Origin of the sequence: Streptomyces sp. NBC_00582 (assembly GCF_036345155.1) — a bacterium.
Lineage (GTDB): Bacteria > Actinomycetota > Actinomycetes > Streptomycetales > Streptomycetaceae > Streptomyces.
The window spans coordinates 7054587-7079425 of sequence record NZ_CP107772.1 but is presented as its reverse complement, the minus strand read 5'-3'; the positions used below and the strand labels follow the sequence as shown (position 1 = coordinate 7079425).

Annotated in this window: 18 protein-coding genes; 11 read left to right on the top strand and 7 right to left on the bottom strand. The window is 71.8% G+C overall.

Annotation, left to right across the window (positions count from 1 at the left end; genetic code table 11):
* Genes OG852_RS32075 through OG852_RS32060 form a run of 4 tightly spaced genes read left to right on the top strand, consistent with a single transcriptional unit; the run spans position 1 to position 3796 of the window.
* On the top strand, positions 1-843 hold the full coding sequence (locus tag OG852_RS32075) for an ABC transporter permease (protein WP_133911603.1): 843 nt from the start codon (positions 1-3) through the stop codon (positions 841-843).
* Entirely contained in the window at positions 819-1553 is a 735-nt protein-coding gene (locus OG852_RS32070) for an ABC transporter ATP-binding protein (protein WP_330349790.1), read from the top strand. Before OG852_RS32075 ends, OG852_RS32070 begins: the two co-directional genes overlap by 25 nt.
* Complete coding sequence (locus OG852_RS32065) at positions 1550-2890, top strand: LLM class flavin-dependent oxidoreductase (protein ID WP_330349789.1); 1341 nt, start codon at positions 1550-1552, stop codon at positions 2888-2890. Before OG852_RS32070 ends, OG852_RS32065 begins: the two co-directional genes overlap by 4 nt.
* A gap of 12 nt (positions 2891-2902) precedes the next feature.
* Positions 2903-3796, top strand: a complete 894-nt coding sequence (locus OG852_RS32060) for a TauD/TfdA dioxygenase family protein (RefSeq protein ID WP_330349788.1) — start codon at positions 2903-2905, stop codon at positions 3794-3796.
* 88 nt (positions 3797-3884) lie between these two features.
* On the opposite strand, the gene OG852_RS32055 is transcribed toward OG852_RS32060, so the two are convergent.
* Positions 3885-4661 carry an SAM-dependent methyltransferase gene (locus tag OG852_RS32055; RefSeq protein WP_133911599.1) on the bottom strand — a complete coding sequence of 259 codons (777 nt, stop codon included), beginning with the start codon at positions 4659-4661 and terminating at the stop codon, positions 3885-3887.
* A gap of 58 nt (positions 4662-4719) precedes the next feature.
* Positions 4720-5364: a mycothiol-dependent nitroreductase Rv2466c family protein gene (locus OG852_RS32050; protein WP_133911598.1), complete on the bottom strand. Its 645-nt coding sequence runs from the start codon at positions 5362-5364 to the stop codon at positions 4720-4722.
* 152 nt (positions 5365-5516) lie between these two features.
* Here OG852_RS32050 and pepN (OG852_RS32045) point away from each other — a divergent pair, with 152 nt between their 5' ends.
* Together pepN (OG852_RS32045) and OG852_RS32040 are read left to right on the top strand one after the other, a co-directional pair.
* A complete protein-coding gene (gene pepN / locus OG852_RS32045) occupies positions 5517-8093 on the top strand; it encodes an aminopeptidase N (RefSeq protein WP_330351533.1) in 2577 nt (858 codons plus the stop codon).
* 204 nt (positions 8094-8297) lie between these two features.
* Entirely contained in the window at positions 8298-9365 is a 1068-nt protein-coding gene (locus OG852_RS32040; protein ID WP_133911597.1) for a hypothetical protein, read from the top strand.
* Positions 9366-9382: 17 nt separating this feature from the next.
* Here OG852_RS32040 and OG852_RS32035 read toward each other — a convergent pair whose 3' ends face one another.
* The 3 genes from OG852_RS32035 to OG852_RS32025 form a co-directional block, all read right to left on the bottom strand.
* The gene (locus tag OG852_RS32035; protein ID WP_133911837.1) at positions 9383-10576 is read right to left on the bottom strand and encodes a glycosyltransferase; all 1194 of its coding nucleotides are present in this window, start codon (positions 10574-10576) and stop codon (positions 9383-9385) included.
* 191 nt (positions 10577-10767) lie between these two features.
* Positions 10768-12540: a TIGR03767 family metallophosphoesterase gene (locus tag OG852_RS32030; RefSeq protein WP_330349787.1), complete on the bottom strand. Its 1773-nt coding sequence runs from the start codon at positions 12538-12540 to the stop codon at positions 10768-10770.
* A gap of 226 nt (positions 12541-12766) precedes the next feature.
* Positions 12767-13222, bottom strand: coding sequence for an NUDIX hydrolase (locus OG852_RS32025; RefSeq protein WP_208117110.1), 456 nt, complete (start codon positions 13220-13222; stop codon positions 12767-12769).
* A 222-nt stretch (positions 13223-13444) separates the two neighbouring features.
* Here OG852_RS32025 and OG852_RS32020 point away from each other — a divergent pair, with 222 nt between their 5' ends.
* Positions 13445-16762: a S8 family serine peptidase gene (locus OG852_RS32020; RefSeq protein WP_330349786.1), complete on the top strand. Its 3318-nt coding sequence runs from the start codon at positions 13445-13447 to the stop codon at positions 16760-16762.
* 53 nt (positions 16763-16815) lie between these two features.
* On the opposite strand, the gene OG852_RS32015 is transcribed toward OG852_RS32020, so the two are convergent.
* Positions 16816-17595, bottom strand: coding sequence for a hypothetical protein (locus OG852_RS32015; RefSeq protein WP_330349785.1), 780 nt, complete (start codon positions 17593-17595; stop codon positions 16816-16818).
* A 1-nt stretch (position 17596) separates the two neighbouring features.
* Complete coding sequence (locus OG852_RS32010; protein WP_208117109.1) at positions 17597-18136, bottom strand: RNA polymerase sigma factor; 540 nt, start codon at positions 18134-18136, stop codon at positions 17597-17599.
* 299 nt (positions 18137-18435) lie between these two features.
* Between OG852_RS32010 and OG852_RS32005 the strand changes: the two genes are divergently transcribed.
* From OG852_RS32005 to pepN (OG852_RS31990), 4 genes are all read left to right on the top strand, one after another.
* Positions 18436-19452, top strand: coding sequence for an aspartate-semialdehyde dehydrogenase (locus OG852_RS32005; protein WP_330349784.1), 1017 nt, complete (start codon positions 18436-18438; stop codon positions 19450-19452).
* 204 nt (positions 19453-19656) lie between these two features.
* Positions 19657-19860 carry a cold-shock protein gene (locus tag OG852_RS32000; RefSeq protein ID WP_020943502.1) on the top strand — a complete coding sequence of 68 codons (204 nt, stop codon included), beginning with the start codon at positions 19657-19659 and terminating at the stop codon, positions 19858-19860.
* A gap of 89 nt (positions 19861-19949) precedes the next feature.
* Positions 19950-21851, top strand: coding sequence for a DEAD/DEAH box helicase (locus tag OG852_RS31995; protein WP_330349783.1), 1902 nt, complete (start codon positions 19950-19952; stop codon positions 21849-21851).
* 413 nt (positions 21852-22264) lie between these two features.
* Positions 22265-24832, top strand: a complete 2568-nt coding sequence (gene pepN, locus OG852_RS31990) for an aminopeptidase N (RefSeq protein ID WP_330349782.1) — start codon at positions 22265-22267, stop codon at positions 24830-24832.
* Positions 24833-24839: the final 7 nt, after the last annotated feature.

Genomic DNA, 24839 nt, shown 5'->3' with positions numbered 1-24839 from the left:
ATGACCACCACCACCCTGGGCACGGCCGCCCCCGTCGCCGTGGCCGCCGAGCAGCCGCGCCGGCGACGCCGCAGCCTCGCCCCCGGCAAACGTCTCCCCGCCGCCCGGCTGGCCGGGCCCCTCCTCCTGCTCGCCCTGTGGGCGGCCGCCTCCGCCGCCGGCCGGCTCGACCCGGGGGCGGTCCCGGCGCCCTGGACGGTCCTGCGGACCGGTGTGCACCTGTGGACCGACGGGACCCTGCCCACCGATGTCCTCACCTCCCTCGAACGCGCCGCGTACGGCTTCGCGATCGGTCTGACCGCCGGAGTGGCGCTCGCGCTCGCGTCCGGGCTCAGCCGGACCGGGGAGGCGCTGATCGACGGGACGGTGCAGCTCAACCGGGCGATCCCGGTGCTCGGTCTGATCCCGCTGTTCATCCTGTGGCTGGGCATCGGCGAGACCTTCAAGATCGCGATCATCGCGATCGTCGTCTACATCCCGATCTATCTGAACACGCATGCCGCGCTGTCCGGCATCGACCACCGGTTCGTCGAACTCGCCGAGGTGCAGGGGCTGTCGAGGCTGCGGTTCGTGCGGCAGATCGTGATCCCCGGCGCGCTGCCCGGATTCTTCGTGGGACTCCGGCTCGGTGTCACCGGATCCTGGCTCGGGCTGGTGGTCCTGGAGCAGATCAACGCCACCAGCGGCCTCGGCTACATGATGTTCCAGGCCCAGAACTACGGCCAGTCGGACGTCATCCTCGTCGGTCTGCTGATCTACGGCGTCTTCGGCCTGGTCTCCGACAGCGCGGTCCGTCTCATCGAACGGAGGGTGCTGTCATGGCGCCGCACACTGAGCAACTGACCCGGCCGGCCGTACGGTTGCGGGGCCTGACCCGGTCCTTCGACGGACGGACCGTCCTCGACGGCATCGACCTGGACATCCCCGCCGGACAGTTCGTCGCCCTCCTCGGGCACAGCGGCTCCGGCAAGTCCACCCTGCTCAGGGCGGTCGCGGGCCTGGACCACGAGGTCGCAGGGAGCGGGGAGCTGACGGCGCCCGAGCGGGTGTCGGTCGTCTTCCAGGACTCACGGCTGCTGCCCTGGCGCCGGGTGCTGGACAACGTACTCCTCGGGCTCGACGGCAAGCAGGCCGAGCGGCACGGGCGGGAGGCGCTCGCCGAGGTCGGACTGGCCGGCCGGGAGCGGGCCTGGCCGAACGAGCTGTCCGGCGGCGAGGCACAGCGCGCCGCACTGGCCCGCTCCCTCGTGAGGGAGCCCGAACTCCTGCTGGCCGACGAGCCGTTCGGGGCGCTGGACGCGCTCACCCGGATCAGGATGCACAGCCTGCTGCGGGAGCTGTGGGAGCGTCACCGGCCCTCCGTGCTGCTCGTCACCCATGACGTGGACGAGGCGATCGTGCTCGCCGACCGGGTCCTCGTCCTCGACCACGGCCGGATCGGCCTCGACCTGACCATCGACCGCCCCCACCCCCGCTCGTACCGGGATCCGCTGCTCGGCGAGTACCGCGAGCGGCTGCTGGCCGCGCTGGGCGTCACGGAGGACCACCAGTGAGTTCGAGAAAGCTGCACCTCAACGCGTTCCTGATGAACACCGGCCACCACGAGGCGTCCTGGCGGCTGCCGGAGAGCGACCCGCACGCCCATGTCGAGCCGGCCCACTACGTCCGGCTCGCCCGGACCGCCGAACGCGGCACCTTCGACTCCCTCTTCCTCGCCGACGGGCCGCAGCTGTGGGGCAGTGTCGCGCAGCGTCCGGCCGGGGCGCTGGAGCCGCTGACGCTGCTCACGGCGCTGGCGACGGCGACCGAGCACATCGGGCTGATCGCCACGGCCTCCACGTCCTACAACTCCCCCTACAACCTGGCCCGCAAGTTCGCCTCCCTGGACATCATCAGCGGCGGCCGGGCGGGCTGGAACATCGTCACCACGGCGGGCGCGGAGGCCGCCCGCAACTTCGGCCTCGACGCGGAGCCCCCGCACGCCGAGCGGTACGCCCGGGCCGCCGAGTTCCTCGACGTGGCGCTGAAGCTCTGGGACAGCTGGGAGGACGACACGATCCTCGCGGACAAGGCGTCCGGGGTCTGGGGCGACGACGCGAAGATCCACCCGCCCCGGCACCGGGGGACGTACTTCAGCGTCGAGGGCGCCCTCAACGTCCCGCGCAGCCCGCAGGGTTACCCGCTGCTCGTGCAGGCCGGGTCCTCGCAGGACGGCAAGGAGTTCGCGGCGCGGTACGCGGAGGCGGTGTTCACCGCCCAGCAGACGCTCGCCGACGCGCAGGCCTTCTACGCCGGCCTCAAGGCGCGGACGGGCGCGGCCGGCCGCGATCCCGAGCACCTCAAGGTGCTGCCCGGGATCGTGCCGGTGATCGGGTCCACGGAGGCCGAGGCACGGGAGCACGAGCAGGTGCTGGAGGACCACATCGTGCACCGGCACGGAGTCGCCAACCTGGAGCGACTGCTGCAGCTTCCCCTCGGCACGCTGGAGCTGGACGCCGAGCTGCCGGCCGACCTGCCCTCGGAGGACGCCGTCGAGGGGGCCAAGAGCCGCTACACGCTCGTGGTCGAGCTGGCCCGCCGGGACCGGCTGACCGTACGGCAGCTCATCGGGCGGCTGGGCGGCGGCCGCGGGCATCTCACCTTCGCGGGGACGCCCGAGCAGATCGCCGACACGATCGAGACCTGGTTCACGCAGGGCGCCGCCGACGGCTTCAACATCATGCCCGCCGTGCTGCCCTCCGGTCTGGACGCCTTCGTCGACCACGTCGTCCCGATCCTGCGCGCCCGGGGTCTGCTCCGCACGGAATACGGCCCCCGCCGGACCCTGCGGGAGCGCTACGGCCTGCCGCGCCCCGCCAACCAGTACGTCAAGACACCCGCCCTGGTCTGAGAGGACTCCCCCATGACGCTCGACATCCGCAAGGTCACCGCGAACATCGGCGCCCACGTCTTCGGTGTGGACATCGCCAAGCCCCTCGACGAGGAGACCTACGCCGCCCTGCGGGAGGCGCTCAACGTCCACAAGGCGCTGGTCTTCGACGGGGTGAACCTCGACGACGAGACCCACCAGGCCTTCGTCCGCCACTTCGGCGAGGTCACCACCGCCCACCCGACCGTCCCCTCCGTCGACGGCACCCCGAACGTCCTGCCCGTCGACAGCGAGCGCGGCCGGGCCGCCAACCACTGGCACACCGACGTGACGTTCGTCCTCAACCCGCCCCAGGCGACCACCCTGCGCAGCCTGACGGTCCCGCCGTACGGCGGCGAGACGCTGATCGCGAGCTCCGCGGCCGCCTACCGCGACCTGCCCGAGCCGCTGCGGCGGCTGGCCGACACCCTGTGGGCGGAGCACACCAACGACTACGACTACGCCGTGCCGGAGGAGGCGCTCGACGAGGAACAGGCCGCCGCCCGCGCCCAGTTCACGTCCATCAAGTACCGCACGGTCCATCCGGTGGTGCGGGTCCACCCGCTGACCGGTGAACGCGGGCTGTTCATCGGCGGGTTCGCCCAGCGGATCGTGGGACTGTCGGTCGGCGAGTCCCGCAGGATCCTCGATCTGCTCCAGTCGTACGTGACCCGGCCGGAGAACGTCCTGCGCCACCGCTGGTCCGAGAACCAGCTCGTCGTCTTCGACAACCGGATCACCCAGCACTACGCCATCGACAACTACGACGGCGCGCCGCGCCGACTGCACCGGGTGACGGCCGCGGGTGACGTGCCGGTGGGCGTCGAGGGCAAGGAGAGCTACTCGATCGAGGGGGACGCGGCGCACTACACGTCCGTGGCGGCGTAATGGCTTAGCCACGGAACGTACGGGGTACGTCCGGATCGTCGGCGGCCCCTCCGTGGGAGCGGAGGGGCCGCCCAGGCCTTTCGGGTGTTCAGGGCTTGCGGGCCAGCCCGCCGTGCTGGCCGATCGGGGTCGTGTCGGCACCCGGGGCGGGACGCCACAGGGGGACGGAGACGACTCCCGGGTCGACGAGGTCCAGGCCCTCGAAGTAGCCCTCGATCTGCTCGATCGGGCGCAGGAAGTACGGGACCGCGCCGGTCTCGTTGTAGGCGTCCTGGGCCTGCTCGTAGACCGGGTCGGTGCCCCGGGAGCCCTCGTTGAGGGAGAGGTAGCTGCCGGAGGGGAGACCGTCCAGGAAGGCGCGGACGAGGTCGCGGGCGCGGTCGTAGCCGTCGACGTGGCCGAGGATGCCGCTGAGGATCAGGGCCGTCGGCCGGGAGAGGTCGAGGGTGCGGGCGGCCGCCTGGAGGATGCGGTCGGGCTCGTAGAGGCTGAGGTCCTCGTAGGAGGTCGCGCCCTCGCTGCTGGAGGTGAGCAGGGCGCGGGCGTGGGCGAGGACCAGGGGGTCGTTGTCGACGTAGACGATCTTCGACTCGGGGGCCAGGCGCTGGGCGACCTCGTGGGTGTTGTCGACCGTGGGCAGTCCGGTGCCGACGTCGAGGAACTGGCGGATGCCCGCCTCCTCGACCAGATGGGTGATGGAGCGGCCGAGGAAGGCGCGGCTGCTGCGGGCGAGGGTGACGATGCCGGGGAAGACGGCGGTGTAGGCGTCACCGGCCGCCTCGTCCACCGGGTAGTTGTCCTTGCCGCCCAGCCAGTAGTTCCAGATGCGGGCCGAGTGCGGCACCGAGGTGTCGATCTCCGTCATGGAGCCCATGGTGCCCCCGCGAGGGCTGCTCGCGGGGGTGATTCCTGAGCGGGTGTCGTCACAGATTGCTGAAGTCAGGGCCCTTGGTACGGGTGCGCTTGATCTCGTAGAAGCCGGGGACCGAGGCGACCGCGACGGTGCCGTCCCAGAGGCGGGCGGCCTCCTCGCCCTTCGGGGCGGGGGTGACGACCGGGCCGAAGAAGGCGATCTGCTCGCCGTCGGGGCCGGGGACGGCGATGACGGGGGTGCCGACGTCCTGTCCGACCTTCTCGATGCCCTCCTTGTGGGAGGCGCGCAGCTGGGCGTCGAACTCGAAGTCGGTCTGCTCGGCGTAGTCGATGAGGGAGGCGGGCAGGCCCACGTCCGCCAGCGCGCCGGCTATCGCCTCGACCGTCGGGCCCTCGCCGTTGTTGTGGATGCGGGTGCCGAGCGCGGTGTAGAGGGGGCCGAGGACGTCGGCGCCGTGGAGCTGCCAGGCGGCGGTGACCACGCGTACCGGCTGCCAGGCCTTGACCGCGAGCATCTCGCGGTACTCCTCGGGCAGCTCGTCCAGCTTGTTCTCGTTGAGGACGGCGAGGCTCATGATGTGCCAGCGCACCTCGATGTCCCGGACCTTCTCGACTTCGAGGACCCAGCGGGAGGTCATCCACGCCCAGGGGCACAGCGGGTCGAACCAGAAGTCGACGGGGGTCTTCTCGGACATGTGTCTCCTCGGGCGGGCTGCGGGGAAAAAGGGTCTTCCCCACGTCAACACCGTCACCCGCGGCACGCATTCCCCGCTGCCCCGGTCAGGGGCGCGTGGCAGGATCACTCCTGTTCGTACGCCGTCCGGCCACCAACGAGGGAGTACCGCCCGTGCCCGGTGAGAACCTGTCCCGCGACGAGGCCCGGGAGCGGGCCGCCCTGCTGTCCGTCGACGGGTACGACGTGTCCCTCGACGTGCGGTCGGCCGTGGGCGAGTCCCGAGGGGAGCGCACGTTCCGCTCGGTCACCACGATCCGCTTCCGCTGCAACGAGCCGGGTGCCGCGAGTTTCGCCGATCTGATCGCGCCGAGTGTGACGTCCGTCTCCCTCAACGGCCGCGATCTCGACCCGGGTGAGGTGTTCGACGGGTCCCGGATCCTGCTGGAGGACCTGGCCGCCGAGAACGAGCTGGTGGTGGACGCGCAGTGCGCCTACTCCCGCACCGGCGAGGGTCTGCACCGGTTCGTCGACCCCGAGGACGGCGAGGTCTACCTCTACACGCAGTACGAGCCGGCCGACTCCCGCCGGGTGTTCGCCAACTTCGAGCAGCCCGATCTCAAGGCCCCGTTCCGCTTCGAGGTGCGGGCGCCCGAGGAGTGGACGGTGTGGAGCAACGGCGCCGGCGAGCGCGCCGACGGGGTGTGGCGGTTCGCGGAGACGAAGCCGGTCTCGACGTACATCACCTGTGTGGTGGCCGGCCCGTACCACTACGTCACGGACTCCTACACCCGTGACCTCGGCGACGGTACGACGCTGGAGATCCCGCTCGGCGCGCTGTGCCGCAAGGGCCTCGCGCCCTACTTCGACACCGAGGACGTCTTCCTCATCACGAAGCAGGGCCTGGACTTCTTCCACGACCACTTCGACTACCCGTACCCCTTCGGGAAGTACGACCAGGCGTTCGTGCCGGAGTACAACCTGGGGGCGATGGAGAACCCGGGGCTGGTGACCTTCCGGGAGGAGTACATCTTCCGGGGCAAGGTGACCCGGCTGTCGTACGAGACCCGGGCGAACGTCATCCTGCACGAGATGGCGCACATGTGGTTCGGCGACCTGGTCACCATGGAGTGGTGGGACGACCTGTGGCTGAAGGAGTCCTTCGCGGACTTCATGGGCTCCTTCTCGCTGGTCAACGCCACCCGCTTCACCCAGGGGTGGATCACCTTCGCCAACCGCCGCAAGGCCTGGGCGTACCGCGCGGACCAGCTCCCCTCCACCCATCCGATCACCGCCGACATCCGCGACCTGCAGGACGCCAAGCTCAACTTCGACGGCATCACCTACGCCAAGGGCGCCTCCGTCCTCAAGCAGCTCGTCGCGTACGTCGGGCAGGACGCGTTCCTGGAGGGCGCCCGCCGCTACTTCAAGCGGCACGCGTACGGCAACACCCGCCTCGGCGACCTGCTGTCGGTGCTGGCGGAGACCAGCGGCCGGGACATGGGGAGCTGGGCGCGGTCCTGGCTGCAGACGGCCGGGGTGAACGCGCTGACCCCGCAGGTGCTGCTCGATCCGCAGGGCCGGATCGCCGAGCTCGCGGTGGTGCAGGAGGCGCCGGAGTCGCACCCCGAGCTGCGGCCGCACCGGGTGGCGATCGGGCTGTACCGCCGGGAGGGGGGCGCTCTGGTGCGGTACGCGCGCACCGAGGCCGACGTCGACGGTCCCCGGACGGTCGTGGCGGACCTGGTGGGCGAGGCGGCCCCGGAGCTGGTGCTGGTCAACGACGACGACCTGACGTACTGCAAGATCCGGTTCGACGAGACCTCGCTGGAGACGCTGCACACGCACCTCGGCGACATCACCGACCCGCTGGCCCGCGCGCTGTGCTGGTCGGCGCTGTGGAACCTCACGCGGGACGCGCTGCTGCCCGCCCGGGACTTCATCGCGCTGGTGCTGCGGTTCGCGGGGCGCGAGTCGGACATCGGGGTGTTGCAGATGCTGCACGCGTGGGCGGAGTCGGCGCTGGTGCACTACGTGGCGCCGCCGCTGCGGGCGACGGGGGCGCGGCTGCTCGCCGAGGGCGCCGAGCGGGAGCTGTACGCGGCCGAGCCTGGCAGTGAGCACCAGCTCGCGTGGGCGCGGTTCTTCGCGCAGAGCGCCGAGGACCAGGCCGGTTTCGAGCTGTTGCAGGGTCTGCTGGACGGCACCTCGGTGATCGAGGGGCTGGACGTCGACCAGGAGCTGCGGTGGACGTTCCTGGAGCCGCTGGTAGCGCACGGGTACGCCGACGAGAAGGCCCTGGAGGCGGAGCTCGCCCGGGACGACACGGCGTCCGGCAAGCGCCACCAGGTCCGCTGCCTGGCCGCCCGCCCGTCGGCGGCGGTCAAGGCGCAGGCGTGGGCGCTGGTGGTGGAGTCGGAGGATCTCTCCAACGCCCTGGTGGAGGCGACGATCGCGGGCTTCGCCCAGCCCTCGCAGCGGGAGCTGCTCGCGCCGTACGCGCAGAAGTACTTCGCGGCGATCGAGCGGGTGTGGTCGGAGCGGTCCATCCAGATCGCGATGACGATCGTGAAGGGTCTGTTCCCCTCCCTCCAGGACTCGCCGCAGACCCTGGTGGAGACGGACGTCTGGCTCGCCGCCCACGACGCGGCGCCCCCGGCGCTGCGCCGGCTGGTCCTGGAGGCCTGGGACGATCTGGCCCGGGGCCTGCGCGGCCAGGCGCGTGACGCGAGGGCCGAAGAACGCCACTAGCTCTGGCCATGGATTCCTTCGGTGGTGACCGTTACGGAATTCAGGCAATCGGACCCGTAACCCCTGGCCCCGCCCGACGGGACCAGGGGTTTTCGATGCCCTCTCGGCATCCGAACACCCGTCCTTTAGGGCGAGCTTGTCCGGGTTTGTCGACAGGCGTGTAACAGCGGTTAAGGGGCGGATCAGGCGCGGAATCCCCGTTGCATGAACCCCAACACGCCGCTCCCCCCGGCCACCCCCCGCCCGCTGCGCCACCTCTCCCACGACGGCCGACGCCGCGTCCTGACGGCCGCCCAGCTCCGCTCCCACGGCGTCTCCCCCGCCGAGGCCACCGAGCAGTGCCGCCCCGGCGGCCCCTGGCAGCAGCTCCTGCCCGGCGTGTTCATGCTGCACCAGGGGCCGCCCACCAGCGAGGAGCGGCTGCACGCGGTCCTGCTGTACGCGGCCCGCGAGCTGCCGGAGCCGGCCGGGGTGCCGGCGCAGCCGGAGGCCGACCGCCCGCACCGGCCGACGTACCGGGAGGCGATGATCACGGGCCTCGCGGCCCTCACCCTGCACGGCTTCACCGCCGCCCCCGCGCTGTCCGCCCTGGAGCGGATCGACGTCCTGGTCCCCCGGCTGCGCCGGGTGCGCTCGACCGGCTGCGCCCACGTCGTCCGCACCGCGAACCTGCCGGCCCCCGAGCAGGCCACCGGGATTCCCGTGGCCCCCGTCCCCCGGGCCCTGGCGGACGCGGTGGCGGAGCTCACGGACGCGGGCGCGGTACGGCGGCTGCTGTCGGAGGCGGTGCGCGGCGGCCACTGCGAACCGGCCGCCGTCGTCAGGGAGTTGAACAACGCCAAGCTGCTGAGCCGGCCGCATGTGGTGGACGCGGTGGACTCGCTGCTCGCCGAGGGCCGGGCCATCGCCGAGGACCGCCTGTACCGGATGGTCACCGAGTACGGCCTGCCCGACCCGGTCTGGAACGTGGACCTGCGCCTCCCGGGCGGCCCGCACCTCGGCGGACTCGACGCCTACTGGCCGGAGCAGGCGGTGGCCGTGGAGCTGGACACCCGGGCGCCCCGCCAAGGCCATCGGCAGGACGACGACGCCCTCTGGTCCGAGTACGCCCGTAAGCGCGAGCACCTGGAGCGGCTCGGCATCACGGTCGTGTACATCACGCCGAAGAAGCTGAGGGACGCGATGGAACAGCAGGCGGCGGTGGTCCGTACCGCCCTGATGGCCTCGGGGGACCGCGATCCGGCCGCGTACGTCCTGGTGCTGCCCCGGTAGTGAGGGACCGGGGCGAATCAGGAGGGGAGGGGAGGGGCCACCGGCGACCGGTGGCCCCTCCTCGTGTCGTACACGCGGTCGATGAGGGCCGCGTACGAGGCGATCATGCGGGTGCGGCTGAAGCGTTCCCTGCTCGCGGCGAGGGCGGGGGCGTACGCCTCCCGGTTCGCCACCGCCTCGGTCCAGGCCGCCGCGATCGCCGCCGGGTCCTGCGGGGTCACCAGACCGTGGCCCGCGACGATCGCCGCGCTGTCGCCGACGTCCGTCGAGACCGGGACCGCGCCGCACATCATGCCCTCGATCAGACAGAGCGGGGCCGCCTCGCCCCAGGAGGAGGTGAGGGCCACCACGTCGGCGCCGGCGTACACGGTCTCCATGTCGTGCCGCACACCGAGCAGCCGCAGCCGGCCCCGGTCCCGCCGCCCCTCGAACGCCTCCTCGATGTCGGCGGTCAGGCCCGGGTTCGCCGCCGTCATGCCCGCCCCGCACATCAGGACGTGCCCCTCGGGGACCGCGTCCAGCCAGGCCCGGGCCGCCGCCAGGAACAGGGGGACGTTCTTCATGCCGTCGTAGCGGGCGGCGAAGACGACGACCGGGGCCTCGGCCGGGACGCGCAGCGAGGCGCGCACGGCGAGGCGCCGGGCCGGGTCCGGGCGGAAGCGGATCAGGTCGACCCCGTTCGGGATCACGTGCAGCAGGGCGGACGGGACGCCCGCCGCCTCGTACGCCGCCCGGGTCGACTCGGCGCAGCACACGGCCGCCGCCACCGTCCCGTCGGCGATCCCCGCCTTGAGGTCGTGCAGGGCGCGGCCCTGGTTCTCCGGGTCGGAGCGGTGCAGACAGACCACGACCGGGCGGCGCGGCAGACCCCCCTGGCGCAGCAGCGCGAGGGGCTGCTCCTTGAGGGAGAGGATCACGTCGGCGTCGGCCGTCGCCCGGGCGGTGTCGGCGAGTTCCGGTCCGCTGAAGACGGCCGGATCCGTGCCCCCGATCCCGAACGTACGGCCGAGGGAGGTGACGCCCACGTCGGCGCCGGTGAGCGACCGGTAGCAGGCGTCGTCCTCCATGCGCTGGCGGGTGGCCTCGCGGTGCACCTCGCCGTGGATGCTCAGCACCCGGTGGTGCTGGCCGCCCTCCCGCAGTCCCAGCACCACGTCGCTGTGCACGATCCGGGCCCCTCCGGAGAAGAACCCCTCGTAGACCGACAGCACCCTCAGTCCGCGTCCCGTACGCACACCCTCACCCGCCTCACACCGATAACCAGCCACCCCCGCCCATTGCGGGTTAGCCGATATGAGGCGGTACGGACGTTTCGTACGCGTGAACTGGACGTCACATGTGCGCGCAGCCTGGATGACGGAAGGGCCACCGCCGGTTACGGATCTCCCCCATGTCTCGCTCTTCAGGCTTTCTTCAGCACCAGTTCGGTGTTCCGGTCCTTCGCCTCGCCGCCGAGCCGTGCCCCGTCGGTGCGGGCGTTCGCCGAGAGCTCCCGGTAGAGGGCGGCCAGGCCGGTCTGGGAGAGGTCGGTGAAGTCGGTGCGGTGGGGGGCGGAGGACTCGATCAGGGTGGTGTGGATCGAGAGGGTGCCGTCCTTGTTGTCGACCAGCTCGATCACCCGTGCGAGCTGCGGGAACTCCACGTGGGAGGCCGTGGAGACCTCCCAGAAGGTGCCCTCGGCGCCCTGGTGGGGCGTGATGTCGTTGCGGTGGATGTGGCCGTTCACCCAGGCGACGACATTGCGGTGGCGGCCGAGGAGGGCGGTCAGCTCGGCGCCGGTGTGCCGCCGCTCGCGCGGGTGGGCGGGGTCGGGGCGGGTGTTGGACATGCTCTCGCTGGTGTGGTGACTGAAGACGATCGCGTAGGTGTCCTTGTGGGCGCGCAGGGTCGCGTCCAGCCACTTCAGCTGGGCGGTGCCGATCGAGCCGTTGTAGTGGCCGCCCGGGTCGGTGGTGTCGAGGCTGATGCCGATGACGTTCTCTGCGACCTTGAAGGTGTAGTACTGGGTGCCCGCCGCCAGGTTGCCCGCCGTGTAGCCGTGGCCGACGGGGCCCGCGCCCTGGTACGCCGGGTCGAGGTGGGCCCGGACGTGCTCGGCGGGGGTGTAGGGGGCGCGGCGCTCGTCGGGGGTGACCGTGCGCATGGCGCGGGTCTTCGACTTCAGCAGGTCGCGGATGACCGTGCCCCTGGGGTCCCGGTCCTGGCTGATGCTCTGCTGGAGCCGGGTCGCCTCGGCGGCGGTGAGCTCCATCAGCTTGCGGCCGCCGACCGCGTACTCGGCGAGCCAGGAGTCGCCGTGCGCGTAGCAACCGAGCGGCATCGCGTCGTGGTTGCCGACGGTGGAGTACCAGGGCAGGGTCAGGCCGGGGCTGTTGACCTCGCGGATCGCGGCCGCGAGGAAGCCGTCGAGGTGGGGGAAGCCGCGCTGCTTGTAGCTGTCGCGGGCGGTGGAGTCGGGCTGCCAGTACAGGGGGATGCCGCTGTTCTGGACGCCCTCGTAGCGGCGCGGATCGCCGGAGTTGGGGGCGATACGGCCGCCGCTCATCACCGTGAGGTACCAGTCCAGCTCGGTGTGGGCGTTGTTGTCGGTGTTGTCGCCGGTGGTGACGACGAAGTCCAGCGGGGCGCCGGTGACGGGGGCGGCCCGCAGGGAGTTGACCCGCTCGATCAGCGAGACCGCGCCCTGCACGGTCAGCGCCTCGTGCGGCCGCCAGGAGATCTCGCTCGCGGCCCGCAGGTACTCCAGGCGCAGCGGGTGCTGGCTGTCGATCAGATGCAGGTCGGTGAGCTGGACGAACGCGGCGAGGGTCGTACGGCGGCCCGCGCGGCCGGACTTGGCGGCGGCGAGGTCGCCGCGGACGACGCGCTTCCAGCCGGCGGCGCTGCCCAGGCGGCGGTAGCCGGAGCCGGAGCGCGGGGCGGCGACGGAGGCGAGGGTGGTGCCCTTGGTGTAGGGGGCGAGGCGGGCGGCGACCGGACTCGCCGAGGCTGAGGAGGAGGCGGCGGTGTGCGGGGCCGGGGCCGGTGACTGCGCGGGCACGGACGCGGCCTGGCTTTCGGTGGGCCGCAGGGCGTAACCGACGCCCACGGAGACGGAGACGGCCGCGGAGGCGGCGAGGACGGTACGACGGTCGACCCCCAGCGCGGAGGACGTGACAGAGCGTGAGCGCGACATGGCGCGATCTCCCCGAGTGCGAACGCGTCGGCAGTGGACGCGGGGCGGTCGCAGCCGCGAACGCCCCGCTCGTACCGGATGCTCGACACCGGGTATGGCCTGCGCGTGAACGCTTCCGCAACGTGAAGCGCCGATCGCCGTACGTGGATCACGGGGCCCCGGAGCGCCCTCGACTGCTCCTCGTACGGCCGGGAAACCGCCGGGAAGCGGTCACTCCGTGTTCATCTCACGGGGTAACCCGTCCGTCCACGGGCCGTTCGCGCCACAGCTTCAGCGCGATGTCGACGAGCCGGACCCGGGTGAGGCCGGGCACCGCCTCCAGGTCGTGCCAGGCGGCCATGTCCGTGGAGCCGTTCACCTCGTTGCGCAGCTCGCCGCCGACGACACGGCCCTCGTAGACGATCCGCAGCCCGTGGTGGTCCACGGGGCCCTGGAGACCCCCCCAGCTGCCGAAGACGTGCCGGGAGGAGTCCAGGCCGAGCAGGCCCGTCACCTCCACGCGGTAGCCGGTCTCCTCGTCGAGTTCGCGCACGACGGTCTCCAGCGGATCCTCGCCGTGGTCCATGCCGCCGCCCGGCAGCACCCACTCGTGGCCCCCGCCGTCCGCCGGTGAGCGGGCGAGCAGGACCTGGCCCTCACGGACGACGACGGCGTAGGCCGCCACCCTCAACTTCTTGCGCATACGGGCACGTTAGCCGCGTAGATCCCGCACAGGCAGTGAATTTTCCGGCGCACAGGCTGCGCGTAGAGGGTTTTCCCCATAGATCCATATCGTTTCGGTCAACACTCCCCAAACAACCGCCCCTTGCGTAAAGCTTTGCGGTCGTCCGGGACCGCGTTCCGGGCGCCCTCGATCAGGTATGACCAGCCCGGTCGACCGTTCCTTTACCTACAAGGGATGCCGATGACTTTCACCCCCCAGCGCGAACCGATATCGGGCACCGGACGGGCGGCCCGCATAGCCGTGGCAGCGGGCCTGGTGGCCGCGCTGTCCGCCGCCGGACCGATCCCCCTGGCGTTCTCCGCCGACGCCGGCCGCGCACCGGCCGCCGCCGACCCGGGCGTGAAGTCGGCCCACGACAAGCTCGGCTCCGACGACGCCGACCTGCTCGCCGAGGCCAAGGCCGAGGGCGACAAGACCGTCACCATGATGGTCGCGACCGCGCCGGGGAAGACCGAGCAGGTCGCCGAGCAGCTCGACGCGGTGAGCGGCGGGATCGTCGGCCGGACCTTCGACAAGGTCGGCTACGTCCGCGCCACCGTCCCCACCGCGAAGGCGGACTCCGCGATCGCCGCCGCCGCGAAGCTGTCCTCGGTGCACGCCATCGACCTGCGCCAGGACATCGCGCTGGACGACCCGACGCCGAGCGCGGACACCGCGAAGGGCGCCGCGTCCTCGGCCACCGCCAAGACGTACGCGGCGCCGAACAAGAAGACCCCCGCCGAGAACCCGTACAACCCGTCCTTCGAGACGGGCGCCGTCGACTTCGTGAAGAAGAACCCGAAGGCGGACGGCCGCGGCGTCACCATCGGCGTCCTCGACTCCGGTGTGGACCTGGCGCATCCCGCGCTGCAGAAGACCACCACCGGCGAGCGCAAGATCGTCGACTGGGTGACGGCCACCGACCCGGTCTCCGACAGCGACGCGACCTGGCGCCGGATGCTCACCTCCGTGAGCGGCCCGCAGTTCTCCGCGACCCCCGCCAACACGGGCGTGCCCGAGACGTTCAAGGCCCCGGCCGGCTCGTACAAGTTCAACTACTTCTACGAGTCCATCACCGCCGGCGGCGACGAGAAGGGCGACGTCAACCGGGACGGCGACACCACCGACGCCTTCGGTGTGCTGTACGACGCCGCCACCGGGACCGTCCGCGTGGACGCGAACGACAACCTCGACTTCACCGACGACGCGCCGATGAAGCCGTACAAGGACGGCTACCAGATCGGCTACTTCGGGACCGACGACCCGGCGACCGATGTCGCCGAGCGCATCCCGTTCGTCGTCGAGACCCGCAAGGACGTCGTCTACAACGCGGCCGGGGACAAGGCCGACTACGTCAACATCGGCATCATCGAGTCCGAGCACGGCACCCACGTCGCCGGCATCACCGCCGCGAACAGCCTGTTCGGCGGGAAGATGAACGGCGCCGCGCCCGGCGCGAAGATCGTCTCCTCCCGGGCCTGCACCTGGACCGGCGGCTGCACCAACGTCGCGCTCACCGAGGGCATGATCGACCTCGTCGTCAACCGCGGCGTCGACATCGTCAACATGTCGATCGGCGGTCTGCCGGGCCTGAACGACGGCAACAACGCGCGCGCCGAGCTGTACACCCGCCTCATCGACACCTACGGCGTCCAGCTCGTGATCTCCGCGGGCAACGAGGGCCCGGGCGCCAACACCATCGGCGACCCCGGTCTGGCCGACAAGGTGATCTCGGTCGGCGCGGCCATCTCCAAGGAGACCTGGGCCGCCAACTACGGCTCGCAGGTGACGAAGAAGTACGCGCTGCTGCCGTTCTCCTCGCGCGGCCCGCGTGAGGACGGCGGCTTCACGCCGACGCTCGTCGCGCCCGGCGCCGCCATCAACACCACCCAGACCTGGCTGCCCGGCGGCCCGGTCGCCGAGTCGGGCTACACCCTGCCCGCCGGCTACTCCATGCTCCAGGGCACCTCGATGGCCTCCCCCCAGGCCGCGGGCGCCTCGGCGCTGCTGATCTCCGCCGCCAAGCAGAAGGGCATCGCCCTCAGCCCGGCGGACCTGCGCACGGCGCTGACCTCGACGGCCGACCACATCAAGGGTGTGCAGGCCTACGAGGAGGGCGCGGGCCGCATCGACATCGTGGACGCCTGGAAGGCCATCAGGAAGGGCGCCACCGCCCACGACTACACCGTCAAGGCCCCGGTCGACACCGCGCTCGACCAGGCCCTGAAGACCCCCGGCTTCGGCACCGGCGTCTACGACCGCGAGGGCGGTCTGAAGGCCGGTCAGAAGAAGACCTACGAGGTCACCGTCACCCGGACGACCGGCGCCGCCAAGGCGGTCCGCCACGAGCTGAGCCTGGTCAACAACGCGGGCGGCACCTTCCGGATCCTCGGCCCCGACACGGTGAAGCTGGAGCTGAACAAGCCGGTCACCGTGAAGATCCAGGCCGCCCCCAGGTCCGCCGGGATCAAGAGCGCGATCCTCGAGGTCGACGACCCGAGGACCGAGGGCGTCGACCGGCAGATCCTCAACACCGTCGTGGTCTCCACCCCGCTGCACTACACCTTCCACGCGGCGAACACCGTGCAGCGCAACAGCTCGCAGCACTACTTCCTGACCGTGCCCGAGGGCGCGAAGTCGCTGGAGGTCGCGATCGGCGGACTGAAGGACAAGAGCCAGACCCGGTTCCTGTCGATCCACCCGTACGGGGTCTCGGTCGAGGACAACGGCACGCCGTACTGCTACAACAACTACCTCGACGGCAACGGCTGCAAGCCCGACGCCCGCTCCTACGCCGACCCGCAGCCGGGCGTCTGGGAGATCGAGGTCGAGTCGCGCCGCACCTCGCCGCTGCTCGACAACCCGTACAAGCTGGACGTCACCGTCTACGGCGCCGTCTTCGACCCGGCGACCGTGACCGTGCCCGAGGCGAAGGTCGGCGAGCCCGCCACCGCCTCCTGGAAGGTGACGAACAACTACGCCGCCGTCGACGGCCACCTGGTGGGCGGCCCGCTCGGCTCCTCCAAGACGGCCCGTCCGACGATCGCGCAGGGCGAGGACCAGACCACCACGGTCGACGTCCCCGCGGGCGCCAAGTCCCTCGACGTGAAGATCGGCAAGGTCTCGGACGCCTCCGCCGACCTCGACCTGGTGGTCCTGGACGCGAGCGGCAAGCAGGTCGGGATCTCCGCCGACGGCGACTCGGAGGAGGCGGTCTCCATCGCCTCGCCCGCCGCCGGCACCTACACCATCGTGGTCTCGGGCTACGCGGTCCCGGCCGGGACGACGGCGTACGACTACTTCGACGTCTTCTACGCGTCCTCGCTCGGCACGATCTCCGTGGATGACTCCGCGCCGGTGAAGCTGGCCACGGGCGCCTCGGCGCAGGTCTCCGCGAAGGTCACCGCCGCGGCCGCCGCGCCGGAGGGCCGGGCCTTCTTCGGCCAGGTCCAGCTGGTGAACGCCCGGGGCACCGTCACGGGTCTGGGCAACGTGGCGATCGAGAAGGTCACCCCGTAACACCCGTACGACCGACCGAGGGGCGGGTGTCCGGGGGGACACCCGCCCCTTCGTCATGCGCCGCAGGCCGGCCCCGCCGTCGCCGCCGACTCCGTCGACCGCGGCAGGGCGCGGGCGAGGGCCTCGCGCTCCGGGGCGATGTCCGCCTCGCCGACCGCCCAGACGTCCGGGGAGGACGATCCCCTCGGCAGGGCGACCAGCACCCGGTCGCCCCGCGCCACCAGCGGATCCATGTCCCGGGGCAGCACGAACCGCACGTCCCGCGGCGCCTTCTCCGGCTTGTACGCGTGGGTCACGCGCAGGGTGATCCGCGCCTCGTCCGTACCGGGCACCTCCCGTACGGCCGTCACCTCGCCCTCGACGACCAGCCGGAGGCAGGCCAGGTACCCGGAGTCACCCAGCGGGGTGCCCGCGTCCTCCGCACCCGCCGCCGCCTTCGCCCCGCTGTCGGAACTCGACTGGACACCGGCCACCCCCGAGCCGATCTGCTGCACCACCACCCAGCCGGCCCCGAACACCAGGGCGGCGGCGGCAGCGGCCCCCACGGCCCGCAGCGCGAAGGGGCGCACCCGGGTCCGGGGCCGGCGCAGCGGTCGTACGACCGCCGGTGCGGGCTTTTCGGCGGGCTCCGTGAGCGCCTCCGCGAGGAGAGCGAGCTGCTCCCTCAGCAGCGCCACGTCGGCCGTCGCGGAGCGGTGGGCGGCCAGGCGGGCCGGGTCGGCGCGGGACTCGTCCGGGAGGGCGTCGCCGGTGATCGCGGCCATCAGGGCGTCGGCCATGACGGCGTCGATGCCGTCGTACCCCTCAAGGCTCTCGTGGTCCTGTCCGGGCATGTCACACCACCTCGTCCTCGTGCAGGCGGGCGCGCAGGGCCCGGACCGCCGTGTGCAGGCGGCTCTTGACCGTGCCCTCCGGGACATCGAGCTCCCGGGCGATCGCGGCGACCGGCAGATCGGCGAAGAACCGCAGGACGACGACCTGGCGCTGGGCGTCGGGCAGATCGTCCAGGCCCTGGGCGACGGCGAGGGAGAGCACGCTGGTGTCCTCGCCCGAGGGGTGCTCGTGCTGGCGCAGGGACGCCAGCCGCTCGCCCAGACGTTCCTGGCGGCGCCGGGCGCGGTGCCAGTCCATGGCGAGGTTGGAGGCGACGACCGCCGCCCACGCGGAGACGTCCCGCGGGGCCTCGTCGCCCTTGGCGGCCCGCTCCAGCAGCCGCAGGCGTACCTGCTGTACCCCGTCCAGCAGGTCCGCCTGCGGCACCCCGCCCAGCGCGAGCACCGCCCGCACCCGGCGTTCCTGCGCCGCGTCCAGCGGGTCGCCCGGCGCCGCACCGTCCCCCTGGCCGCGGCGCGTCGTTCTGCGCAGCACAGACACCCCTCCCCCAGCCGCGTTTCCCCTACGACGCGGGAGCGGGCGGAAACGTTCAGAGGCGTACGTCACACCGGTGGGCCCGGCAGCACAGCTTGCGGCGCCCGCCCGTCGTCGGGGGAATTTCTCCAGCTCAGCGAGGTGTGGGAGGAAGTTCCGCAACCGTCGGGGGGCTCGGGGTGTCCCATCCCTCGGGCATGGCGGGCAAAGAATTGGACAGGCGGGCCGGGGTCGGCCGCATGATGGAAAAGCCACGGCCAGGCAATGCGTACGCAACGAGACAGAACAAGACAGAGGGAGTCGCCGTGAGGGTCGGAATCGTCGGAGCCACCGGTCAGGTCGGCACGGTCATGCGCAGGATCCTCAAGGAACGGAACTTCCCCGTCACGGAGCTGCGTCTGTTCGCCTCGGCCCGCTCGGCGGGCAGCGAGCTGGACGGCGTCACCGTGGAGGACGCGGCGACCGCCGACTACAGCGGCCTCGACATCGTCCTGTTCTCGGCCGGCGGTGCGACCTCGAAGGCGCTGGCGGAGAAGGTCGCCGCGCAGGGCGCGGTCGTGATCGACAACTCCTCCGCGTGGCGCAAGGACCCCGAGGTCCCCCTGGTCGTCTCCGAGGTGAACCCGCACGCGATCGCCGACCGCCCCAAGGGCATCATCGCCAACCCGAACTGCACGACCATGGCCGCGATGCCGGTCCTGAAGCCGCTGCACGCGGAGGCCGGTCTCGAGGCGCTGGTCGTCGCCACCTACCAGGCGGTGTCCGGCTCCGGTCTCGCGGGCGTGGCGGAGCTGCACGGCCAGGCGCAGAAGGTCGTCGCCGACGCGGACAGGCTCACGCACGACGGCGAGGCGGTCGACTACCCCGAGCCGCAGGTCTACCGGCGCCCCATCGCCTTCAACGTGGTCCCGCTCGCGGGCTCGATCGTCGACGACGGCCTGAACGAGACCGACGAGGAGCAGAAGCTCCGCAACGAGTCCCGCAAGATCCTGGAGATCCCGGACCTCAAGGTCGCCGGCACCTGCGTGCGCGTCCCGGTCTTCTCCGGCCACTCCCTCCAGGTCAACGCCCGCTTCGCGCGTCCCCTGTCCGTGGAGCGCGCCACCGAGCTGCTGGCCTCCGCCGAGGGCGTGGTCCTCACCGACATCCCGACGCCCCTCCAGGCGGCCGGCAAGGACCCGTCGTTCGTCGGCCGCATCCGCCGCGACGAGACGGTGGACCACGGCCTCGCCTTCTTCGTCTCCAACGACAACCTCCGCAAGGGCGCCGCGCTGAACGCGGTCCAGATCGCGGAACTGGTGGCGGCGGAGCTGAAGGGCTAGGGGAAACACCCCCCAGGTCGTGTCCGCGGCGGAAATCCGGGCCTCCGGCCGCCGGGCTGTGCTACGGTCGTGGTGTTGCAGTTGTGGTACCCATGAACCTATGTGCGCCTGACGGGAATGCTTATCCTTCAGGCGCATTATTTGTTTGCCGGAATCTCCGGATGGGGCCTCTGCTTACAGAATGCCTACTGAAGGAGAAGGAAAATGGCACAGGGAACCGTGAAGTGGTTCAACTCGGAAAAGGGCTTCGGCTTCATCGCGCAGGACGGCGGCGGCCCCGACGTCTTCGCCCACTACTCGAACATCGCGACCCAGGGCTTCCGTGAGCTGCAGGAGGGCCAGCGGGTCTCCTTCGACGTCACGCAGGGCCAGAAGGGCCCGCAGGCGGAGAACATCGTCCCCGCCTGATCGCCGGACGCGTATGTCCGCTCACCGGGGTCCGCACCGAAAAGGTGCGGACCCCGGTTTGTGCTGTTTCCAGGAAGGCAGACCACCGCATGTCCCGCAGGCCTCAGAAGAAAACGAACCGGCGTGTTTCGTCGCCGCCCCCGTCCGCGTCGTCGCCCAGGGAATTCCGGCTGCCGGACACCACGACACCGGCCCTCCCCGCCGTCGAGGACTTCGCCGCGCTGGACATGCCCGCGGGGCTGCTGAAGACCCTCACCGCGCAGGGGGTGACCACCCCCTTCCCCATCCAGGCCGCCACCCTGCCCAACTCGCTCGCCGGCCGCGACCTGCTGGGCCGTGGACGCACCGGCTCCGGCAAGACCCTCGCGTTCGGGCTGGCGCTGCTGGCCCGCACGGCCGGACTGCGGGCGGAGCCGAGGGCGCCGCTCGCCCTCGTGCTGGTGCCCACCCGTGAACTCGCCCTCCAGGTGACGGAGGCGCTGACGCCCTACGCGACCGCGGTGAACCTCCGGCTGGCCACCGTGGTCGGCGGGCTCTCCCTCACCCGGCAGGCCGACGTGCTCCGGCGCGGCGCCGAGGTGGTCGTGGCGAGCCCCGGGCGTCTCAACGACCTCGTGGAACGCGGGGACTGCGTCCTCGACCAGGTGCGCATCACGGTGCTGGACGAAGCCGACCAGATGACCGACATGGGCTTTCTGCCGCAGATCACCAAGCTGATCCGGCAGGTGCGGCCCGACGGACAGCGGCTGCTCTTCTCGGCCACCCTGGACCGGAACATCGACCGACTCGTCCAGCAGTTCCTGACCGACCCCGTGGTGCACTCCGTGGACCCCTCGGCGGGGGCGGTCAGCACCATGGAGCACCATGTCCTGCATCTCCAGGACGAGACCGACAAGAAGGCCGTCACCACGCGTATCGCGGCCCGTGACGGCCGGGTCATCCTCTTCCTCGACACCAAGCGGTCCGCCGACCGGCTCGCCAAGCGGCTGCTCGCCGTGGGGGTCCGCGCGGCGGCCCTGCACGGGGGCCGCTCCCAGCCGCAACGCAACCGCACCCTGGAACAGTTCAAGAACGGTCAGGTCACCGCGCTGGTGGCGACGAACGTCGCGGCGCGGGGCATACACATCGACGACCTCGACCTCGTCGTGAACGTCGATCCGCCCACCGACCACAAGGACTACCTCCACCGGGGCGGCCGCACGGCCCGCGCGGGTGACTCCGGCAGCGTGGTCACCCTGGTGCTGCCCGACCAGAAGCGGGACGTGACCCGGCTCATGTCGGACGCGGGCATCCGCCCCAGGACGGCCCGGATCACCTCGAGCGACGCGGAACTGGCCACCCTCACCGGTGCCCGCGAGCCCTCCGGCGTCGCGGTCACGATCGAGCTCCCCCAGCCACCGGCACCGCCCGCGTCCCGCCCGTCCCGCCGCCGCCGAAACCCCGGCGCCGGCGCCCCCACGGGTACCGCCCCCGCGCCGAGGGGCCGCCGGGGCGCAGCCGCACCGACTGCGACGGCCGCCGCCTCGACGACCGAGGGCCGCGGCCCCACCCGCCGCTCGCGCTCGGGCGCGGCGACGGGCGCCGCCGCCGACACAAACGGCCACGGCACCGGCCGACCGGCACGCTCCGGCGGAGCCGGCGGTGGCACGACCGGGGCGGGCAGTCGTGGTGGCGGTCGCCGGACCGCGCCCGACGCGGCCACCGGCACCACCCCCGCCAAGGCCGCACGCGGATCCGGCCGACCCGCGTCCTCCGGCGGCACCGGTGGCCGGGCCGCGTCCGGCGCCGCCGCCTCCGGCAAGACCGGGCGCGGATCCGGGGGCGCTGCCGGGACACGCGGCTCCGACCGCCGGGCCACGGCCGGTACCTCCACCGGCGCTGCCTCCGGCGGCCCCCGCGGAGCCGGCCGACGGGCGGGGAACCGCGGGGGCGGAGCCACGGGTGGCGCTGCCGGGGGCGGCGGCCGCGGGTCCGACCGCCGCGGTGTGTGAGAGCGGCACCTGAGGAGCACCCCCTGAGGGACGGCGGCTGATCGGATCCCGGCGCACGGTGGCGCTTGGCGCGACCTCGCACCGGGGTCGACAGTTCTGGGCCGTTGGCCGGGCCGACCGCGGCGCTGCCGCCTCCGTGACCGCCGGTCGCGGACTCGTCGGCCGCTCGCGATCCGGCGCGGCGACGAGCGCCACCCGGCACCTGGCCGCAGCGCCCCTCCAGCCGAGCGCACGCCGGCGGCGCACGGCGCACGCTTCCCATCCCCGTCCCGGGGAGCGGACGGCCCGTCACCGCTCCCCGGCGGCGTGCCGCCCCCTCGAACGCGCCCCCCGGACCACCCGTAACGTCGTCGCCCCGCGCGCCCCTCCCATGGAAGGATGGCGCAACCCACACATAACGAGGAGATGACCGCGTGCCTGGCACAAACCTGACTCGCGAAGAGGCGCAGCAGCGGGCGAAGCTGCTCACCGTTGACTCGTACGAGATCGATCTCGACCTCTCCGGCGCGCAGGAGGGCGGCACCTACCGGTCCGTGACCACGGTGCGCTTCGATGTCGCCGAGGGCGGCGTCGAGTCCTTCATCGACCTGGTCGCCCCGGCCGTCCACGAGGTCACCCTCAACGGCGACCAGCTGGACGCCGCGGAGGTCTTCAAGGACTCCCGGATCGCGCTGCCGGGCCTGCTCCAGGGCCGCAACGTCCTGCGGGTCGTCGCCGACTGCGCCTACACCAACACCGGTGAGGGCCTGCACCGGTTCGTCGATCCGGTCGACGAGCAGGCTTACCTGTACACGCAGTTCGAGGTGCCGGACGCCCGCCGCGTGTTCGCCTCCTTCGAGCAGCCGGACCTCAAGGCCACCTTCCAGTTCACGGTGAAGGCGCCGACCGGCTGGACCGTCATCTCCAACTCCCCGACGCCCGAGCCCAAGGACGACGTCTGGGTCTTCGAGCCGACCCCGCGGATCTCCACGTACATCACCGCGCTGATCGTGGGGCCGTACCACTCCGTCCACAGCGTGTACGAGAAGGACGGGCAGTCCGTCCCGCTCGGCATCTACTGCCGGCCGTCGCTCGCCGAGTTCCTCGACTCGGACGCGATCTTCGAGGTGACGCGGCAGGGCTTCGACTGGTTCCAGGAGAAGTTCGACTACGCGTACCCGTTCAAGAAGTACGACCAGCTCTTCGTGCCGGAGTTCAACGCGGGCGCGATGGAGAACGCCGGTGCGGTGACCATCCGGGACCAGTACGTCTTCCGGTCCAAGGTGACCGACGCGGCGTACGAGCTGCGTGCCGAGACCATCCTGCACGAGCTGGCCCACATGTGGTTCGGCGACCTGGTCACCATGGAGTGGTGGAACGACCTGTGGCTGAACGAGTCGTTCGCCACGTACACCTCCATCGCCTGCCAGGCGTACTCCCCGCAGTCGCGCTGGCCGCACTCCTGGACCACCTTCGCCAACTCCATGAAGACATGGGCCTACCGGCAGGACCAGCTGCCGTCCACCCACCCGATCATGGCCGAGATCCGCGATCTCGACGATGTGCTGGTGAACTTCGACGGCATCACGTACGCCAAGGGTGCCAGCGTTCTCAAGCAGCTCGTCGCCTATGTCGGCATGGACGAGTTCTTCACGGGTGTCCAGGCCTATTTCAAGGCGCACGCCTTCGGCAACACGCGCCTGTCCGACCTGCTCGGCGCCCTGGAGGAGACCTCCGGCCGCGATCTGAAGGCCTGGTCGAAGTCCTGGCTGGAGACGGCCGGCATCAACGTCCTGCGCCCCGAGATCGAGACCGACGCCGACGGTGTCATCACCTCGTTCGCGATCCGCCAGGAGGCCCCGGCCCTGCCGGCGGGCGCCAAGGGCGAGCCGACCCTGCGTCCCCACCGCATCGCCGTCGGTCTCTACGACCTCGACGACGACAGCGGCAAGCTGGTGCGGGGCGAGCGGATCGAGCTGGACGTCGACGGCGAGCTGACCGCCGTACCGCAGCTCGTCGGCACGCGCCGTCCGGCGGTCGTGCTGCTCAACGACGACGACCTGTCGTACGCCAAGGTCCGGCTCGACGAGCAGTCCCTCGCCTTCGTCACCGAGCACCTCGGCGACTTCGAGTCCTCCCTGCCGCGCGCCCTGTGCTGGGCGTCCGCCTGGGACATGACCCGCGACGCCGAACTGCCCACCCACGACTACCTGTCGCTGGTGCTGTCCGGCATCGGCAAGGAGTCCGACATCGGGGTCGTCCAGTCACTGCACCGCCAGGTCAAGCTCGCCATCGACCTGTACGGCGCCCCGGCCACCCGTGAGGCCCTCCTCACCCGCTGGACCGACGCGACGCTGGCCCATCTGCGCACGGCCACCGCCGGCAGCGACCACCAGCTCGCCTGGGCGCGCGCGTTCGCCGCCACGGCCCGTACGCCGGAGCAGCTCGACCTCCTGGAGGCCCTGCTGGACGGCTCGCAGACGATCGAGGGCCTGGCCGTCGACACCGAGCTGCGCTGGGCGTTCGTGCAGCGCCTCGCGGCCGTCGGCCGGTTCGACGAGGCGGTGATCGCCGGCGAGTACGAGCGGGACAAGACGGCCGCCGGTGAGCGCCACGCGGCGACCGCGAGGGCCTCCCGTCCGACGCCGGAGGCCAAGGCGGAGGCCTGGGCGCAGGTCGTCGAGTCCGACAAGCTGCCCAACGCGGTCCAGGAGGCCGTCATCGGCGGCTTCGTCCAGACCGACCAGCGTGAGCTGCTCGCGCCGTACACCGAGAAGTACTTCGAGGTGGTCAAGGGCATCTGGGACGCCCGTTCGCACGAGATCGCCCAGCAGATCGCGGTCGGTCTGTACCCGGCCATCCAGGTCTCCCAGGAGACCCTGGACCGGACGGACGCCTGGCTGTCCTCCGCCGAGCCGAACGCGGCCCTGCGCCGTCTCGTCTCCGAGGCCCGCGCGGGCGTGGAGCGCGCCCTGAAGGCCCAGGCGGCCGACGCACGATAGCCGTTCC